This is a genomic window from Streptomyces sp. LARHCF249 (assembly GCF_052871255.1).
This window is the reverse complement of the sequence record NZ_JBIXJQ010000006.1, coordinates 201,807-218,408: the sequence shown is the minus strand read 5'-3', so window position 1 is coordinate 218,408 and position 16,602 is coordinate 201,807. Positions and strand designations below refer to the sequence as shown.

Annotated in this window: 18 protein-coding genes; 14 read left to right on the top strand and 4 right to left on the bottom strand. The window is 69.8% G+C overall.

From position 1 onward, the window contains the following. The first annotated feature begins 47 nt into the window (after positions 1–47). The 3 genes from ACIPUC_RS18965 (at position 48) to ACIPUC_RS18955 (ending at position 2,576) form a co-directional block, all read left to right on the top strand. A complete protein-coding gene (locus tag ACIPUC_RS18965; RefSeq protein ID WP_446590719.1) occupies positions 48–398 on the top strand; it encodes an ArsR/SmtB family transcription factor in 351 nt (116 codons plus the stop codon). A 283-nt stretch (positions 399–681) separates the two neighbouring features. Beyond that, positions 682–957 carry a hypothetical protein gene (locus ACIPUC_RS18960; protein WP_446590718.1) on the top strand — a complete coding sequence of 92 codons (276 nt, stop codon included), beginning with the start codon at positions 682–684 and terminating at the stop codon, positions 955–957. A gap of 74 nt (positions 958–1,031) precedes the next feature. Continuing rightward, positions 1,032–2,576: a GNAT family N-acetyltransferase gene (locus tag ACIPUC_RS18955; RefSeq protein WP_446590716.1), complete on the top strand. Its 1,545-nt coding sequence runs from the start codon at positions 1,032–1,034 to the stop codon at positions 2,574–2,576. 100 nt (positions 2,577–2,676) lie between these two features. Here the strand turns inward: ACIPUC_RS18955 and ACIPUC_RS18950 are convergent, their stop codons facing one another. Then, positions 2,677–3,648 (bottom strand): LuxR C-terminal-related transcriptional regulator, encoded by a 972-nt coding sequence (locus ACIPUC_RS18950; protein WP_446590714.1) that lies wholly within the window; start codon positions 3,646–3,648, stop codon positions 2,677–2,679. Between the two features lie 547 nt (positions 3,649–4,195). On the opposite strand from ACIPUC_RS18950, the gene ACIPUC_RS18945 reads away from it, so the two are divergent. From ACIPUC_RS18945 to ACIPUC_RS18925, 5 genes are read left to right on the top strand one after another with little or no spacing between them, the layout of a single operon-like run. Then, positions 4,196–4,513, top strand: coding sequence for a hypothetical protein (locus ACIPUC_RS18945; RefSeq protein ID WP_446590713.1), 318 nt, complete (start codon positions 4,196–4,198; stop codon positions 4,511–4,513). Between the two features lie 37 nt (positions 4,514–4,550). Continuing rightward, the gene (aroA, locus tag ACIPUC_RS18940; RefSeq protein ID WP_446590712.1) at positions 4,551–5,861 is read left to right on the top strand and encodes a 3-phosphoshikimate 1-carboxyvinyltransferase; all 1,311 of its coding nucleotides are present in this window, start codon (positions 4,551–4,553) and stop codon (positions 5,859–5,861) included. Next, positions 5,858–7,387 (top strand): 2,3-bisphosphoglycerate-independent phosphoglycerate mutase, encoded by a 1,530-nt coding sequence (gene gpmI / locus ACIPUC_RS18935; protein WP_446590711.1) that lies wholly within the window; start codon positions 5,858–5,860, stop codon positions 7,385–7,387. Before aroA ends, gpmI begins: the two co-directional genes overlap by 4 nt. Continuing rightward, positions 7,384–7,761, top strand: coding sequence for a hypothetical protein (locus tag ACIPUC_RS18930; RefSeq protein ID WP_446590710.1), 378 nt, complete (start codon positions 7,384–7,386; stop codon positions 7,759–7,761). The genes gpmI and ACIPUC_RS18930 overlap by 4 nt, the downstream gene beginning before the upstream one ends. Continuing rightward, a complete protein-coding gene (locus tag ACIPUC_RS18925; protein ID WP_446590708.1) occupies positions 7,758–8,465 on the top strand; it encodes a glutamine amidotransferase-related protein in 708 nt (235 codons plus the stop codon). Before ACIPUC_RS18930 ends, ACIPUC_RS18925 begins: the two co-directional genes overlap by 4 nt. A gap of 25 nt (positions 8,466–8,490) precedes the next feature. Here ACIPUC_RS18925 and ACIPUC_RS18920 read toward each other — a convergent pair whose 3' ends face one another. Then, positions 8,491–8,916 (bottom strand): ArsR/SmtB family transcription factor, encoded by a 426-nt coding sequence (locus ACIPUC_RS18920; protein ID WP_446590706.1) that lies wholly within the window; start codon positions 8,914–8,916, stop codon positions 8,491–8,493. Between the two features lie 252 nt (positions 8,917–9,168). Between ACIPUC_RS18920 and ACIPUC_RS18915 the strand changes: the two genes are divergently transcribed. From ACIPUC_RS18915 to ACIPUC_RS18905, 3 genes are all read left to right on the top strand, one after another. After that, positions 9,169–10,086 (top strand): phosphate ABC transporter substrate-binding protein, encoded by a 918-nt coding sequence (locus tag ACIPUC_RS18915; RefSeq protein ID WP_446590705.1) that lies wholly within the window; start codon positions 9,169–9,171, stop codon positions 10,084–10,086. Positions 10,087–10,205: 119 nt separating this feature from the next. After that, positions 10,206–11,921 carry a phosphate ABC transporter permease subunit PstC gene (gene pstC / locus ACIPUC_RS18910; protein WP_446591161.1) on the top strand — a complete coding sequence of 572 codons (1,716 nt, stop codon included), beginning with the start codon at positions 10,206–10,208 and terminating at the stop codon, positions 11,919–11,921. Further along, positions 11,909–12,598, top strand: a complete 690-nt coding sequence (locus ACIPUC_RS18905; protein ID WP_446590703.1) for an ATP-binding cassette domain-containing protein — start codon at positions 11,909–11,911, stop codon at positions 12,596–12,598. The genes pstC and ACIPUC_RS18905 overlap by 13 nt, the downstream gene beginning before the upstream one ends. Before the next feature lie 219 nt (positions 12,599–12,817). On the opposite strand, the gene trxB is transcribed toward ACIPUC_RS18905, so the two are convergent. Both trxB and ACIPUC_RS18895 read right to left on the bottom strand, forming a co-directional pair. Continuing rightward, positions 12,818–13,801: a thioredoxin-disulfide reductase gene (gene trxB, locus ACIPUC_RS18900; RefSeq protein ID WP_446590701.1), complete on the bottom strand. Its 984-nt coding sequence runs from the start codon at positions 13,799–13,801 to the stop codon at positions 12,818–12,820. Positions 13,802–13,808: 7 nt separating this feature from the next. Further along, complete coding sequence (locus ACIPUC_RS18895; RefSeq protein WP_446590699.1) at positions 13,809–14,240, bottom strand: arsenate reductase ArsC; 432 nt, start codon at positions 14,238–14,240, stop codon at positions 13,809–13,811. Positions 14,241–14,311: 71 nt separating this feature from the next. On the opposite strand from ACIPUC_RS18895, the gene ACIPUC_RS18890 reads away from it, so the two are divergent. From ACIPUC_RS18890 to ACIPUC_RS18880, 3 genes are all read left to right on the top strand, one after another. Further along, a complete protein-coding gene (locus ACIPUC_RS18890) occupies positions 14,312–14,626 on the top strand; it encodes an ArsR/SmtB family transcription factor (RefSeq protein ID WP_446590697.1) in 315 nt (104 codons plus the stop codon). 112 nt (positions 14,627–14,738) lie between these two features. Then, a complete protein-coding gene (locus ACIPUC_RS18885) occupies positions 14,739–15,524 on the top strand; it encodes an aquaporin (protein ID WP_446590696.1) in 786 nt (261 codons plus the stop codon). Further along, positions 15,521–16,561 carry an ArsO family NAD(P)H-dependent flavin-containing monooxygenase gene (locus tag ACIPUC_RS18880; RefSeq protein WP_446590694.1) on the top strand — a complete coding sequence of 347 codons (1,041 nt, stop codon included), beginning with the start codon at positions 15,521–15,523 and terminating at the stop codon, positions 16,559–16,561. The genes ACIPUC_RS18885 and ACIPUC_RS18880 overlap by 4 nt, the downstream gene beginning before the upstream one ends. Positions 16,562–16,602: the final 41 nt, after the last annotated feature.

Genomic DNA, 16,602 nt, shown 5'->3' with positions numbered 1-16,602 from the left:
CAATGCGTTCGGGGAACAATCCATAGATGGTCATCGTTGGATCGGGTATGCCCACTCCCATCTCGGAGCTCTGCTGCTCCCCCGTGCTCGCCGGCCCCCTCACTCCCGAGGCGGCCGATGACCTCGCGTCCGCATTGAAGGTCGTCGCGGACTCCACCCGGCTGCGTCTGCTCGGGCTGATCCGCACCCAGCCGGGGGGCGAGGCGTGCACGTGCGATCTCACTGAGCCGCTGGGGCTGACCCAGCCGACGGTCTCGCACCACCTGAAGGTCCTCTTCGAGGCGGGCTTCCTGGAGCGGGAGCGGCGTGGACGCCAGACGTACTACCGGATCGCGGTCGGCAGCCTGACCGTGCTGTGCCAGGCGCTGGACCCCTCGGCGGAGCCGCTTCCCGCCTGAACCCCGCCCTGAGCCGGCCCCGCGTCGCGCGCGCTCCAGGCTCGACCCAACTCCTTTCAGCCAAGGGCTGGTTGTCTTCGCGCCACTCGCGGATATACCGGCCCTCCGGCATGTTTTGGCATGAGGGTGCCTAGCGCGCTTCCTGCCAGCAGTGATCTCTTCCACACCCTGGGTGACCTCGGACAGACTCATGAACACCGGGAGGGCGACCACCCCCCGGGACACGGAAAGGCCGAAGGGCCGCCGGTCACCAAAAAGCCGAAGTCACTTCCTGGGGAGAGTCATGTCTGTTTCGCGTACCTCGATGAGCCTTGCCGCCACCGTCCTGGTCACCGTCATCGGACTTGGCTCTGCCGCTGCCCTCGACGCCCTCGCCCGCAACACCGTGTCCGGAGCCGGCTGGGACGTCGCTCCCACGACCATCGCCGGTGCCGGCTGGGACGTCGCTCCCACGACCATCGCCGGTGCCGGCTGGGACGTCGCTCCCACGAGCACCGACGGCGCCGGCTGGGACGCCGCCCCGACCGACCCCTCCACCGACGGTGCCGGCTGGGACTGAGCTACAGCCCGTCGCCCCACCCCTCACCCCCTCATCCGAGACGCACCGCAACTGCGATCCAAGGAGAACGAGAGATGAGCACCACCTGCTGCGCCACCACTGAGGAGCCGGCCCCGGCGCTCGTGGTGCTGGAAGACTCCTGCTGCGGAACCCCCGAAAAGGTGGAGGCCGAAGAGTCCTCCTCCTGCGGGACCACCAAGGCCGAGGCCGAACCGGAGCCCGCCCAGGAATCAGGCTGCTGCGGCCCCGCACAGCCCGCGCCCGAGCCGGTCTCCTGCTGCGGCAGCACCGAGCAGGAAGACCCGGCGGACGTACGGACCGGTCTCTCGCTCGACGATGCGGTCGCGGCCCTCGGCGGCAGTGTCCCGCAGGCCACCGACCCCGCCCCCTACCTACTGCCCGGCTGGCTCAGGGCGACCGAGACCAGCCTGACCGGGGCCAAGCCCTGGCACACGGTCGCCGACCGCGGCGAGGGTGAACTCGCCTTCCTGCCCGGCTTCCTCTTCGACGCCGACCCCATCGTGGAAGCCGACCCGCGCACCTACCTCGGCTGGCTGCCCAAGTCCGGCGCGGTGGCCTGCTGCTCCGCCACCGCCTCCTCCTGCTGCGACACGACCTCCTGCTGCGACGCCACCGGCACGGTCGAGGCTCTGGGTGAGGCGGCGTTCTTCCCGACCCTGCTCCTCGGTTCCCCGCTCGGCTATCGCTCCGAGGCTTCCGCCTCCGTCGAGGACCCGCTGCTGGTAGCGGACCTGATCGACCGCATCGTGCCCGCCGCGATCGAGGCGGGCGTCCGCTCGATCACCGCCCCGTGGCTGCATGACAGTCCGCACAGCGAGGTTCTCGCGCTCGCCCTCCAGGCGTACGGCGGCGACATCGCCTTCCACGGCGAGAACAACCTGCTCAGCCTCCAGCACGACAGCTACGACGCCTACCTCGCCTCCCTCCCGGCCCGTAAGCGGCGCCGCGTCAAGGAGGACAGCGACCGCGCCGCGACGTCCGGCACCCGTATCGAGCGCAAGGACCGGGATGCGCTGCGTCCGCTGGTCGGCCGGATCTCCGGGCTGATCACCGAGAACCGGCAGAAGTACAGCGGCGGGGAGGACGTGACTCACATCCACGCCCTGATCAGCGCCCTCGTCGAGGGCGGCGCCGATGTCCGCGCCTACCTCGCCTACAAGGACGACGAGGTCGCCGCCGTCTCGGTGACCGTCCGCCAGGGCAAGCGGCTGTTCGTGAAGTGGGCCGGCTTCGACTACGAGGCCCTCGGTGAGCGCAGCGGCATCTACTTCGAGCTCGTCCTGGACCGCCCGCTGCGCGATGCGTACGCCGAAGGCATCACCGCCATCGAGGCCGGTCCTGGTGCGGACGAAGCCAAGCGGCTGCGCGGCTTCAAGCCGCATCAGCTCCGCTCGGCGGTCCTCGTCACGGACACCGCTCTTCGTCCCAAGGTCGCCGAGCTCCACGCCGCGTACGGCGTGGCCCGTCGTGATGCGCTGGGGCTCAGCACGGAAGAGGAGCCGACCACGGCGATCGGCCGTCTGAAGGCCAAGCTGCTCGGCGGCTCCGCCTACGAGCCGATCAAGCCCCTCCAGCCGGAGGGCGGCTGCTGCGGCTGACCCCTGATCCACATCTCCCCCCAGAAGCAGGCCCGGTGCGCGATGCGCGCCGGGCCTGCTTGGCGTTGCGGCCGTAGGGGGAAGGAATGGGAGAGGGGGGTCAGTCGGTCCAGCCCGCCTTGGTCGCCAGTACGCCGGCCTCGAAGCGGCTGCGGGCGCCCAGGCGGGCCATCATCTCCGACATCATGCGGCGCGCGGTGCGCAAGCCGATGCCGAGCTTCTTCGCCGCGATCTCATCCGTGGACCCCTGCGTGAGCTGACGCAGCAGTTCCCGCTCCTGCGCGGTCAGGCCCGCCTCGTCGCGATCGCGGACGCTTCCGATCGGCGCCGCGCACTCCCACACCTGCTCGAACAAGGCCGCGAGGGCGGTGAGCACGCCGGGGCCGGTGAGCTGGACCGCGCCCTTCTTGCTGTTGTTCGGATCCACCGGCAGCAGGGCCACCTCGCGGTCGAACAGGACCATCCGCAACGGCAGCGCCGGTACGGTCCGGACCTCGCCACCGTTGCCGTGCAGCCACTGGGCGTATTCGACGGTCGGGGTGTCGTTGCGGACGCTGTCCAAGTAGACGGTCAGCACGTTCACCCCGCGGCGCATCAGTGCCTCGTCCAGGGGCCGGCTGGCGTCCAGGCTCGCCGCGGACTGCGCGCCGCCGGGCATGAAGGACAGGCACTCGCTGGTCGAGCGGTGCGCGAGTTCTTCGAGGCGGGCCTGGATTGCGTCCATGCCCTGGAGGTACTCGACACCGTGCCGCTCACCGGTCCGCAGCTCCGAGTACTCGTCCAGGAGCTTGCTGATCGCGGCCTGGCTCTCGGCGAACTCCTGTTGCTGCGCGAGCAGGTGGGCCTGCTGGCGCTGGAGCAGCAGCTGGAATCCGAGGTCCGGGCTGACGGGTCTGAGTCCGCCGGGTGCCTGTACGGATCTTCGCAGCAGGTTCAGCTCGGCCAGCCGGTCCAGGGCGCTCCGTACGGAGTCCTCGGGGCAGGCCATGTGGACGGCGATCTCCGATACTCCCCAGTCCTGCTGAGTGAGCATCAGCCGGTAGACCGACTCCGCTTCAGTGTCCAGTCCCAAACTCGCCAGCACAGCGACCCCCCGCTTGGCGTCTCAATTGTCGAGACACTCCGTCAATACATCGGCGGGCGCCGATGTTTGCAGGTCAGAGCACCTGCCGACAAGGGGTTGTCCGGAGATTGATCGCCGCTGCCCCAGGGCGCGATGTGCTGCGGCTGGGCTTATTCGAACCGTTGTCAGGCAGGTGCCTGCCGGTCGCGCTTCATGCCAGCCGAGAGCTCTTCCGCCCCCTCGGAATCATCAGCAAACTAGTGATCACAGGGCAGCGGAACTCCTCGGAAACGAAATCCGCAGCGCGTCGAGAACGCCCCCTGGCCTGAGCGAGATCAATTCCCCCACCACACGAAGGACAGCCATGTCTGCTGCGCGGAAAGCCCTGCGCCTGATGAACAGAGCCGCTGCGGTCGCGCTGGGCTTTTCTCCCGCCGGCGGGCACGGCTGCGGCCCCAAGTGCCGCCACACGGAGCTCTATAGCGCCGTCACCCAAGCCGAAGCCGACCAGCACGTGTGGTCAGTACCAGGACTTACCGCCCGGCCTGGAGGGCCCATGTTCATGGCCACCGCCACGCTCGTCGCGGCCAACGAAGCCGCAGCCGCGAAGCTGGAATCGGCCGTGGTCACCGACATCGTCTGGGCGTCGGCAATGCCCGATGACGACCTCGAACACGTCCACGCGAAGACGACTTCCGGACGCATCGAGCTGACGTTCTTCCATCGCACCGGCAGCCTCGCCGACGCATTGTCCGCAGCGGGCGAGATTTGCCGCCGCGCACTGAATTCCAGCCCGACCCTCGCCCAATGGCGAATTGCGGTCACCCCTCAGCTTCCCGACGGACTTCCCGGCTCGGGCCCCGTACTCGCGTGACGCAGATCACACACCTCCCCGCAAGGAGTCTCACCCCATGAGCGCCATCAACGACCCGCGCCTGAAGGCCGAACAGCTCACCGTCGAGACGATCGCCTCGATCGACCACGAGGTGAAGGTCCTCGGCTCGAAGTCCTACACCAACCGTCAGATCGCCATCGCGGCCCTGGCCGCCCTCGACGGCAAGACCGGCGTGATCGACGGCGCCCTGGTCTCCGACGACACCATCTTCTTCGCGGACGCCGTCGCCTCCTTCGGGCACGTGAGCGTCGAGATCGACCACGAGAACTACCGGTTCACCCTCACCCCCACCGGCAAGCCGATGGTCGCCCCCGAGGACGACATCTTCGTCGGCGGCGCCGGCACCCCGCTGCGCTTCCTGATCTCGATGGCGGGCCTCGCCGAGGGCGTCACCACCATCACGGGCACCAAGCGCATGCAGGAGCGCCCCTTCGGTGACCTGCTCGGAGCTCTCTCTCCCCTCGGCGTCGAAGCGGTCGCGGTCCGCGGCAACGGCTCCCCGCCGATCCAGGTCACCGGCGGCAACTTCGTCGGCGGCAAGACGAAGATCTCCGGCGCCATCTCCTCCCAGTACACGTCCTCCATCCTGATCAGCTCGGTCCTCGCGCAGCAGGACACCGAGGTCGAGATCGTCGACGAGCTGGTCTCCAAGCCGTACGTCGAGATGACGCTGGCCACCCTCGCCGAGCACGGCATCACCGTCGAGCGCGACGGCTACCGCCGCTTCAAGGTCGCGGCCGGCCAGTCCTTCAAGGGCGGCCACGCCATCGTCGAGCCGGACGCCTCGGGCCTGTCGTACTTCATCGCCGCAGCCGCCATCCTCGGCGGCCGGGTCACCATCCCGGGCATCGGCTCCACCTCCCACCAGGGCGACGTCGGCCTCGCCGAGGTCCTCGGCCGGATGGGCGCCCACGTCGAGATCACCGAGAACTCGATCACCGTCAAGGGCGGCGACATGCACGGCATCGAGGTCGACATGGACGCCATGCCCGACGTCGTCCCGTCCCTCGCCGCGGTCGCCGCCTTCGCCACGGGCAAGACCCACATCACCAACATCGCCAGCCTGCGCGTCAAGGAGTGCGACCGCATCGCGGCCGTCACCACCGAGCTGCGCAAGATGGGCATCACCGTCGACGAGTACGACGACGCCATGACCATCCACGGCGGCACCCCGCACGGCGCGGTCATCGACACCTACGACGACCACCGCATCGCCATGACCTTCGCGATCATCGGCCTGCGCACCCCCGGCGTCGTCATCAACGACCCCGGCTGCGTGGCCAAGTCCTTCCCGGCCTTCTGGAACACCCTGGACACCCTGCGATGACCAGCGACGGAACTGCCAACGGGATCCTGCTCGTCCTCGACGGCTGGGGCCACGCCGCCCCCGGACCCGGCAACGCACTCACCAACGCCCACACCCCCGTCCTCGACTCCATCGCCGCCAAGCACCCCTCCACCTTCGTGGAGGCCTCCGGCGAACACGTCGGGCTGCTGCCCGGAACCGTCGGGAACTCCGAGATCGGCCACATGGTCATCGGCGCCGGCCGGCCCCTCGACTACGACAGCGTCCTGGTCCAGCGCCAGATCGACAGCGGAGAACTCCGAGACAATCCGCGCCTGACCAAGGCCCTGGACGAGCTCACGGCCAGGGGCGGCGCGCTGCACCTGATCGGGCTCGTCTCCGACGGGATGATCCACGCCCACGTCGACCACTTGCACGAGCTCCTGTCCATCGCGGCGTCCCGCGGTGTGAAGCACGTGTGGGTGCACGCCATCACCGACGGCCGGGACGTCGCCGACCGCACGGCCGGCCACTACCTGGGCCGGGTGGAGGAGTTCTTCGCCGCCACCGGCGTGGGGGCGCTGGCCACCGTCTCCGGCCGGGGCTACGGCCTCGACAAGAGCGGAGACCTGGAGCTGACCGCCAAGGTCAGCGAGGCCATCACCGACGGCAAGGGCGCCACCGCCCGCGACTACGGCCAGATCCTGGCCGGAGCCGCAAACGGAGACGTGTGGATCACCCCGACCGTCCTCACCGACGCCGACGGCGAGCCGCTCTCCACCGTCCGCTCCGGCGACACGATCCTGTTCGCCAACTTCCGCAGCGACCGGATCCAGCAGCTGGCCGACGACCTCGTCCAGATCCTCGACGACGTGGACGTGGACGTCCTGTCACTCACCCAGTACGACACCCGGGCGGACATCCCCGCCCTGGTCGGCCGGGCGGACGCCTCCGGCGGCCTGGCCGACGCGCTGGAAGCCCATGGGCTGCGCTCCGTACGCATCGCGGAACAGGAGAAGTTCGAGCACGTCACCTACTACATCAACGGGCGCGACGACCGCCGACGGGACGTCGAGGAGCACGTCCGCATCACCGCGGACACGGCCCCCGACTACGTCGCCCGGCCCGAAATGAACCTCGCTCAGGTCACCGAAGCCATCACCGCCGCCGCCCGGCGTGACGACGTGGCACTGGTGGTCGCCAACCTCGCCAACATCGACGTGGTCGGCCACACCGGCGACCACGACGCCACCGTCAAGGCCGCCGAGCACACCGACCGCGAGGTCGAGAAGATCCTGGCCGTCGCGGAGGCGACGGGCCGCTGGGTCCTGTTCGTCGGCGACCACGGCAACGCCGAGCGCATGTCCAAGCCCGGACCCGACGGCACCCCGCTCCCGTACGGCGGTCACACGACCAACCCCGTACCCGCCGTCCTGGTCCCCGCACCGGGACAGCTCCTGGGCGAGCACCTCGCCGATGGCGGCAGCCTCGCCGACATCGCACCCACCGTCCTCCACCTGCTGGGCCGCCCGAACGGCCCCGCCATGACCGGCCGGAGTCTGCTGTGACCGCAACCGCAACCGCCCCCCTCACCCAGTCGACCTCGGGCGGAGCTGCCTTCGCCCCAGCCTTCGCCGACGACGCGGACGTACGCGCCATCGACGCCGGCAGCCCCGCCCTGGAGGCGTACGTCGCAAGCGACGCCCTCGGCCGAGTGCACGTCCTGACCGTTCGCAACGGCGTCGACACGGAGCAGGACCTGTTCCCCGAGGGGCTGCTGCCGGACGGCGACGGCCCGCTGCTCTTCCTCGGCGGAGCCTCCACCACGAGCGAGCGCGACGGACGGCTCGTCGCACGCCTCGCCCCTTACGGCCACGTCCGCCTCGGACGGATCACCCGCGACGACAACCGCCCCCACACCACACAGGAGCAGCCCGCATGACCACCGCCACCGGCCCCCGGCCGCGCATCGCGCTGATCGGCGACCACGGCAAGTCCCCGGCCCACGCACGGCTCGACGCCTTCCGCGGCGAGCTCGACGTCGAGACCGAATGGGTGCCCACCGAGACCATCACCGGACCCGAGTCCGTGGCCGGCTTCCACGGCATCTGGGTCGTCCCGGGCTCCCCGTACGAGAGCAAGGACGGCGTGCTCGCCGTCATCCGCCTCGCCCGCGAGACCGGTATCCCGTACCTGGGCACTTGCGGCGGCTTCCAGCACGCACTGATCGAGTACGCCCGCACCGTGGTCGGACTCACGGACGCCGACGACGTGCAGTACGACCCGGAGGCGCCGACGCCGCTGATCGTGCCGCTCAGCTGCTGCCTGGCCGGCGAGCAGGCACCGCTCCTTCTGACCGCGGGCAGCCGACTGGCGGCCGTCTACGACAACGCCGAGCAGACCACGGAGACGTACCACTGCAAGTACGGCTTGAACGGGGAGTTCGTCGAGCGCCTCACCGAGGCGGGCGTCGTCTTCAGCGGCTGGGACACCGAAGGCGCCCCGCGCGCCGCCGAGGTCCCCGGCCACCCCTTCTTCATCGGCACGCTCTTCCAGCCGGAGCTGGTCTCCACTCCCGGCAACATCCACCCGCTGATCTGGGCGTTCACCGCCGAAGTCGCCGCTCAGGCCTCCGTCGCCGCCTGACGCTCCTACCGCCGCCCCGGGCGGGTCATGACTCCACCATGATCCGCCCGGGCTTCTGCGTTCCCCAGGCCGTCTCCTCGTCGCCCCAGATCAGAGCGTCGAGCACGGCACGCCGCTCGGCCCTGACCGCGTACCAGGCCCACGTACCGCGCTTTCTGCGGCTCACGAGCCCCGCGTCCACAAGGATCTTCATGTGGTAGCTGACGGTGGGCTGGGCCAGTTCGAGGAGCGGGGTCAGATCGCATACGCACGCCTCGCCCTCCGGGGCCGCCAGCAGGACGCTGAGGATCTGGAGCCGTGTCGGATCGGCTGTGCCCTTCAGATGTCGCGCGATATCTTCCGCCCGTTGCCTGGGCAGTGGATCCACGTCGAGGTGCGGCGCGCAGGTCCGATCCTCGTCGATTAAGGGCAGGAGTTCCGAGGGGTGGCCGGCCACCTGTTCTGCGGACATATGGATCACCCTACGTCCGACCTCCGAGCAGCCGGGGCCGCTTGATCATCCTTTTCACCCATTGTTTGCCTGTCATTAAGCCGCGTCGGACCCCGCGCCGGCCGCCCACAGGCAGGTGGGTGCCGGACGCAGTTGATGCCACACGGAATCTCTTCTCCTGCCCCCTCCTACGGAGCAGACTCTTGATCGTCAGGGCGGTTCACCTGCCCTCAACTCCCAGTCAACCCACTGTCCACCAGCAAAGGCACACCCATGTCCGCGATGACCACCGAGCCCCACCAGACACCGTCGCTCCTCGCCGGAAAGCGGAAGCGGAGTGCTTACGCCGCTTCCGCCGCGCTGCTCCTGACGACCCTGCTGACGGGCTGCGCAGGTTCCGCCAGCGCCGACTCGGCCGCACTTCAGGCAAGCGGATCGACCACGGTCGCCCCGATCGCATCGGACGCCGCCGAGGCTCTCAAGTCCCGGGGTCTGAAGATCACGGTCGCCACCCAGGGCGGTTCGGCCGGCGGCATCTCCCAGCTCGGCTCGAAGCAGATCAAGGTGGCGCTGAGCTCGAAGCCGCTGTCCGACGAGGACCGCAAGACCTACCCGAACACCGACTTCGTTCCGACGCAGATCGGTGCGGACGCGGTCGGCATCATCATCACCAAGGAGGTCGCCGACGCCGGGGTGAAGAGCCTGACCAAGGAGCAGGTGAAGGGCCTCTTCGAAGGAAAGATCACCAACTGGTCGGCGGTGGGCGGCCCGGACCTGAAGGTCTTCGTCTACGACAAGGAGCCCGGTCGCGGTACCCGCGAGGTGCTCGACAAGTTCGTCTACGGCAAGGGCAAGCCCCCGGCGCCCCCGCAGTCCGACAACTACGCCGTTGTCGGTGGCAACTTGGAGACCCGGAACAAGCTGAAGTCCACCCGCGGTTCCATCGCCCCGCTGTCGACCGGCTTCATCGAAGGCCATGACGACCTGGTGGCCGTGGCCCTGGACGGCATCGCTCCCACCGTCGAGAACGTGGCGGCCGCGAAGTACCCGATGAGCCGGCCGCTTTTCATGATCACTGACGGCCAGCCGAAGGGCACCACCAAGGAGTACATCGACTACGTCCTCTCGCCCGAAGGCCAGAAGCTGCTGCCTCCGCACGGCTACCTGACCCGCGAGCAGATGGGGATGTGACCGTGACTCTCACTCTGGAGCGCCCTCCCCAGGCGCCCGGACGCGCCGCGTCGCGGCCGCCCGCCCAGGGCGGCCGACCCGGGCGGGCGAGATGGGTCTGGGGATGGGTGTACACCGGGATGTTCTCGGTCGTCCTCGCCCTGACCGTGCTGATCGGATACCTGGCCACCGGCATCGCGAGCGGCGACGTCGACTGGTCCGCCCTGGTCGGCGACCCGACCTGGAGCCCCGTGAACGGCGCCTTCGGCGCCCTGGCCATGATCTACGGCTCGGCCGTCGTCTGTGTCCTCGCGCTGGTGCTGGCCGTCCCGGTCGGCTGGTCGGCGGCCATCGCGCTGTCGGAGTACCTGCCGCCCCGCCTGGCCCGGCCCCTACGGCTGAGCATCGAACTTCTGGCGGCAGTCCCCTCCATCGTCTACGGCCTCATCGGCATCATCGTGGTCCGGCCGTTCGTCGGGATGCTGGGCGACGTGCCGGGCGGCGACAGTCTGCTCGCCGCGGGCATCGTCCTCGCCGTGATGATCATGCCGACCATCGTGGCGGTCAGCGTGGACGCCCTGGCCGCGGTCCCGGACCGCTACCGGGAGGCCGCCTACTCCCTCGGCCTGACGCGCCGGGAGGTCGTACGGTCGGCCGTGCTACCCCAGGCGCGATCGGCCATGCGCGCCGGCGTCCTGCTCGGCCTCGCCCGGGCCCTCGGCGAGGCGATCGCGGTTTTCCTCGTCGTGGGACGGGCCGACGGAAGGCTCCCGGAGTCGTTCGCGGGTTTCGTCTCCTCCCTGACCCACCCCGGCCAGACCCTGACGACCAAGCTGGCGGGCCCGGAGCCGATGCTCTCGGGAACCTCCGGCCCCTACTTCGCCGCGCTGTGCGGTCTGGGGATCGTCCTGCTCGTCCTGGTGGCCGCGGCCACGGTGTGGGGCACTCGCCGGGCACCGAGCCATGGGACGAAGCGGGGGCTGCGCGCCCACCAGGCCACCACCTGGCTGCGCGTTCCGCGCGACCGGCTCGCGACGCTGCTGCGCATGGGAGCACTCCTGCTGCCGGGAACCCTGCTGGTGGGGATGCTCTTCATCCTCGTGACGCGGGGCAGCTCGGCGCTCAACCCCGCCTTCTGGTTCACGTCCTCCAGCGGCGCGGCGGGCGGCGGCGTCCGCGACCAGATCGTCGGCACGCTCCTCCTCATGGCCACCACGGCCCTGATCGCGCTGCCCCTCGGCTACGGAGCGGGGGTCCTGATCGGCTCCCACGCCTCTGCGAAGACGGCCCGTCTGCTGGAGACCATCACCGTGGTCGTCGGCGGAACGCCCACCATCCTGCTGGGTCTGGCCGGATACATCCTCCTCTCCACGACCATGGGTTGGGGCCGGTCCTGGCTCGCAGGGGCCGTCGTACTGGTTCCCGTGGTCGTGCCGGTCATCGCGCTGACCACCGCGGGCCGCATCCGGAGCATGCCGGGCGAACTCACCGAGAGCGCCCTGGCGCTCGGCCTGTCCCGTTCGCAGTACATCCGTTCCGTGGTCATCCCGTACACCTGGCCGGCCACGCTCACCGGTCTGCTGCTCGGCCTGGCCCGGGCCGCGGGAGAGACGGCTCCCCTGATCTTCACCGCCACGGTGTTCTTCGGGGCGCCCGCCCTGCCGACCGGGATCGTCGACTCCCCGGTGCAGGCGCTGCCGACGCACATCTTCACCCTGTCCCAGGACTCCGGTGCCCCGGAGGCGATCACCCAGGCATGGGGCAGCGCACTGGTCCTGGTCCTGATCACCGCAGTACTTCTCAGCCTGGCGGTCGCTCTGCGAAACCGCTTCGAAGGAGCACGATGGACAACGTGATAACCGTCCGTGACCTGCGGGTTCTCGACGGCAAGAAGACTCTGGTGGGCCCGGTCGCCTTCGACCTGCCGGGCGGATCGACGACGGGCCTGTGCGGCCCTTCCGGCGCCGGCAAGTCCACGGTGCTGCGCGCCCTGGTCGACCTGCTGCCCCACGGCCTCACCCGCGACGGCCACGTAGAGGTGCTGGGGCGGACCATCCGCCGCGGCAAAGGCGACTCCGGCCTGAGGAGCACCGTCGTCCTGGTGCCACAAACGCCCGTGGTCTTCGGCGGGAGCATCCTGGACAACGCCCTCTTCGGCCTCCGGCACCTGATGCGTGCATCCCGCGCGGACATGCGCGACCGTGTGGAACAGGCTCTGCGTGAGGCGGGTCTGTGGAACGAGGTCTGCAACCGGCTCGACTCGCCTGCTCAGACACTCTCTGCCGGACAGCGCCAACGGCTGTGCCTGGCCCGTGCCCTGGCCCTGGAACCGGCAGCCCTCCTGCTGGACGAACCCACCAGCGCCCTGGACGAGCGCAGCCGGGACACGGTCGAGGAGTCCGTGGCAGCCCTCCGCGGCAACCGCACGGTCCTGCTCGTCTCACACGATCCGGCGCAGGTGGAGCGACTCTGTGACCGCACGGTACGTCTGGAGCTTCCGGAAACCCTGGCGCTCTGCTCTGCGTTGGGCTGAGCGCGGGGCACCGAGCCCCTCAGCAGAAAACGGGAACCGGGCCCGGTCCGTCGTGTCGCAATCACGATGGACCGGGCCCGGGGTCTTCCACCAGGGCGAACCCTCCGTACTGGCCGGGCCCGTCACTCTGTCGGTCCTGAGATCAACCCCCGTCGCGATTACCGCGACGGGGGTTGATCTGCTCTCCGGGCAGGGAGCCGGCGGAGCGGACCTCGGACTTCAGCCTGCTGCTACGAGCTCGACTTCGTTGGCCGGGGCGGCGTCACCGAGGGCGGCAAGGTACCGCTCGGCGTCCAGGGCGGCGGCGCAGCCGGAGCCGGCCGCGGTGATGGCCTGGCGGTAGATGTGGTCCACCACGTCGCCCGCGCCGAAGACGCCGGGGATGCTCGTACGGGTCGTGGGCGCGTGGGTCTTGAGGTAGCCCTCCGCGTCCAGTTCGAGCTGGTCGGCGAAGAGTTCCGTCCGGGGGTCGTGGCCGATGGCGACGAACAGGCCCGTCACGTCCAGGTCGCGGGTCTCGCCGGTCACGACGTCGCGCAGGACGACGCCGGAGAGCATGCCGCCGGTCTCCTTGATCTCGGCGACCTCGCTGTCGAAGGCGAAGGAGATCTTCTCGTCGGCGAGCGCCCGGTCCTGCATGGCCTTGGATGCGCGCAGGGTGGAGCGACGGTGGACGATGGTGACCGAGCGGGCGAAGCGGGTGAGGAAGGTGGCCTCTTCCATGGCGGTGTCGCCGCCGCCGACCACGACGATGTCGCGGTCGCGGAAGAAGAAGCCGTCGCAGGTCGCGCACCAGGAGACTCCGCGGCCGGAGAGCGCGTCCTCGTTGGGCAGGCCGAGCTTGCGGTAGCCGGAGCCGGTCGCGATGATCACGGTCTTCGCGCGATGGACCGTGCCCTCGGAGTCGGTCAGCAGCTTGATGTCACCGCTGAGGTCGACGGAGACGATGTCGTCGTCGATCATCTCGGCGCCGAACTTCTCCGCCTGGGCCCGCATGTTGTCCATGAGGTCCGGGCCGTCGATGCCGGTGGGGAAGCCGGGGAAGTTCTCGACCTCGGTGGTCGTGGTGAGCGAGCCGCCGACGAATATGGAGCTGCCGAAGAGCAGCGGCTTCAGCTGTGCGCGGGCCGTGTACAGCGCGGCGGTGTATCCGGCCGGGCCGGAACCGATGATGATGACCTCGCGTACGTCTTCATTCGTCATGATGCGGTCAGCTCTCCTGCTTCTTCGCGCTCTTGGTGTCGATCTCGGCGACGAGGCCCTCGATGAGGCCCTTGATCTCGTCGCGGATGGGGCGTACGGCCTCCACGCCCTGGCCGGCCGGGTCTTCCAGCTGCCAGTCGAGGTAGGTCTTGCCCGGGAAGTACGGGCAGGCGTCGCCGCAGCCCATCGTGATGATGTAGTCGGAGGCCTGTGCGGCCTCGGGGGTGAGGACCTTGGGCTTCTGGTCGGAGATGTCGATGCCCAGCTCGGCCATCGCGGCCACCGCGGAGGGGTTGATCTGCTCCCCGGGGACGGAGCCGGCGGAGCGCACCTCGACCCGGTCGCCCGCGAGGTGGCGGAGGAATCCGGCGGCCATCTGCGAGCGGCCCGCGTTGTGGATGCAGACGAACAGCACGGATGCGAGCGGGGTGGCGGACATCGTCTCTTCCTTCAAGTCAGTGACTCATCCCGGACTGGTATCAGCCCTGAGTGATGTGAGAGTATCAGTCCATGATGACGTCAGTCGACACTGATCTGCTTCGGGTTCTGGCCGATCCGCTCAGGCTCCAGATCGTGACCCTCCTTGCCAAGGAGACGCTCTGCACCAGCCACCTCGTGGAGGAGACGGGCGCCAGACAGACGAACCTCTCCAACCACCTCAAGGTGCTGCGAGAGGCCGGTGTCGTCGAATCGGAGCCTTGCGGGAGATTCACGTACTACCGCCTGCGCCCCGAGGTCATCGAAGCCATCGCCGGTCAATTCGCCGACCTCGCGCGTTCCGCACGCGAAACCTCCGAGTCGAACACCAAGCGGTCCTGCCCGTAGTTCCCACCGCTCTGCCGTAACTGCATAACCGCACCTGCACTTGCACCTGCCTGCCTGCCTGCCTGCCTGCCTGCCTGCCTGCCTGCCTGCCTGCCTGCCTGAGGAGAAGTCCTTGTCCGTCACCCAGCCCGCAGCGGAGGCCGTCATAGCCGCCGACGCGTCCGCGCCCCAGCCCGCACCCGGTGCGACCCCGCCGCGCACGCCGCTGGTCGCCCGGGCCGCCGCCGAGCTCGTCGGCACCGCCGCGCTCGTGGCGGTCGTGGTCGGCTCCGGCATCCAGGCCACCGAGCTGACGCAGGACGTGGGCCTGCAGCTGCTGGCGAACTCCCTGGCCACGGTATTCGGCCTCGGCGTTCTCATCGCCCTGTTGGGCCCGGTGTCCGGCGCGCACTTCAACCCGGCGGTTACCCTCGCCGAGTGGTGGACCGCCCGCCGGGGCGGCGGAGGCGTGAACTCCCGCGAGCTGGCCGTGTACGTGCCGTCTCAGATCGTCGGCGCGATCGCGGGCGCGATCCTGGCCGACGCGATGTTCGGCGAGCCGCTGGTGAAGTGGTCCACGCACGACCGCTCGGCTGGGAACCTGCTGCTCAGCGAGGTCGTTGCCACCGCGGGCCTGATCCTGCTGATCTTCGGCCTGGCCCGCACCGACCGGCTGCGCTTCGCACCCGTCGCGGTGGCCTCGTACATCGGCGCCGCGTACTGGTTCACCGCCTCCACCTCCTTCGCGAACCCGGCCGTGACCATCGGCCGCGCCTTCACCGACACCTTCGCGGGCATCGCTCCCGCCTCCGTGCCGGCTTTCGTCGGCGTACAGCTCGTGGGCGCAGTCGTGGGGCTGGCCCTGGTGGCGGTCATCTTCATGCGCGGGAAGACGGAGCAGGAGGCACCCACCGCATGACCCGGCACGCGGACGTGGTGGTGATCGGCGGCGGCCAGGCAGGGCTCGCCGCCGGCTACTACCTGCGCAGGGCGGGCATCGACTTCACCATCCTCGACGCGCAGACCACCCCGGGCGGAGCCTGGCAGCACGCCTGGGACTCCCTCCACCTGTTCTCCCCGGCCGCCTACTCCTCCCTGCCCGGCCGCCTCATGCCGCAGCAGGAGGGCAAGCCCTTCCCGGACGTCGCGCACGTGCTGGAGTACCTCGCCGACTACGAGAAGCGCTACGAACTCCCCGTCCAGCGCGGCGTCCGCGTCACCGGCGTCCACGACGCATCCCCGCTCCTGCGCGTCGAGACGGACACCGGGGCCTGGACGGCCCGCGCCGTCATCAGCGCCACCGGCAACTGGTGGCGCCCCTTCCTGCCGACCGTCCCCGGTCGGGCGGACTTCCGTGGCCGCCAGCACCACACGGTGGAGTACCGAAGCCCCTGGGACTACGCCGGCCAGCGCGTGATCGTCGTGGGCGGCGGCAACTCCGGCGCCCAGATCGCGGCAGACCTCACACCGCACGCCACCGTCCGCTGGGTCACCCAGCGGCCCGCCCGCTACCTCCCGGACGAGATCGACGGCCGCACCCTCTTCGAACTGGCCACCCAGCGCGTCCAGTCCGGCGGGCCCCGCATCTCGGACCTGGGCGACATCGTCGCCGTCCCGCCCGTCCGCACGGCCCGCGACGCCGGCCTCATCCCCGACCACAGGATGTTCGACAGCCTGACGGCCGACGGAGCCCGCTGGGCCGATGGCAGCAGCTGGCCCTGCGACGCGATCATCTGGTGCACCGGCTTCCGGCCCGCGCTCTCGCACCTGTCTCCGCTGGGCCTGCGCACCGAGGGCGGCCGCATCCCCACCGAGGGCACGCGCGCGGTGGCAGACCCACGCATTCACTTCCTCGGCTATGGCGACTGGACCGGCCCCGCGTCCGCCACCCTCATCGGCGTGGGCCGCACGGCGCGCGAAGCGGTCCGTGAAATCGCCGGACTCCTCAGCGCCTGAAGCCGCACTGGAGCGGGAATCATCGCAGTGGACAGGCACGG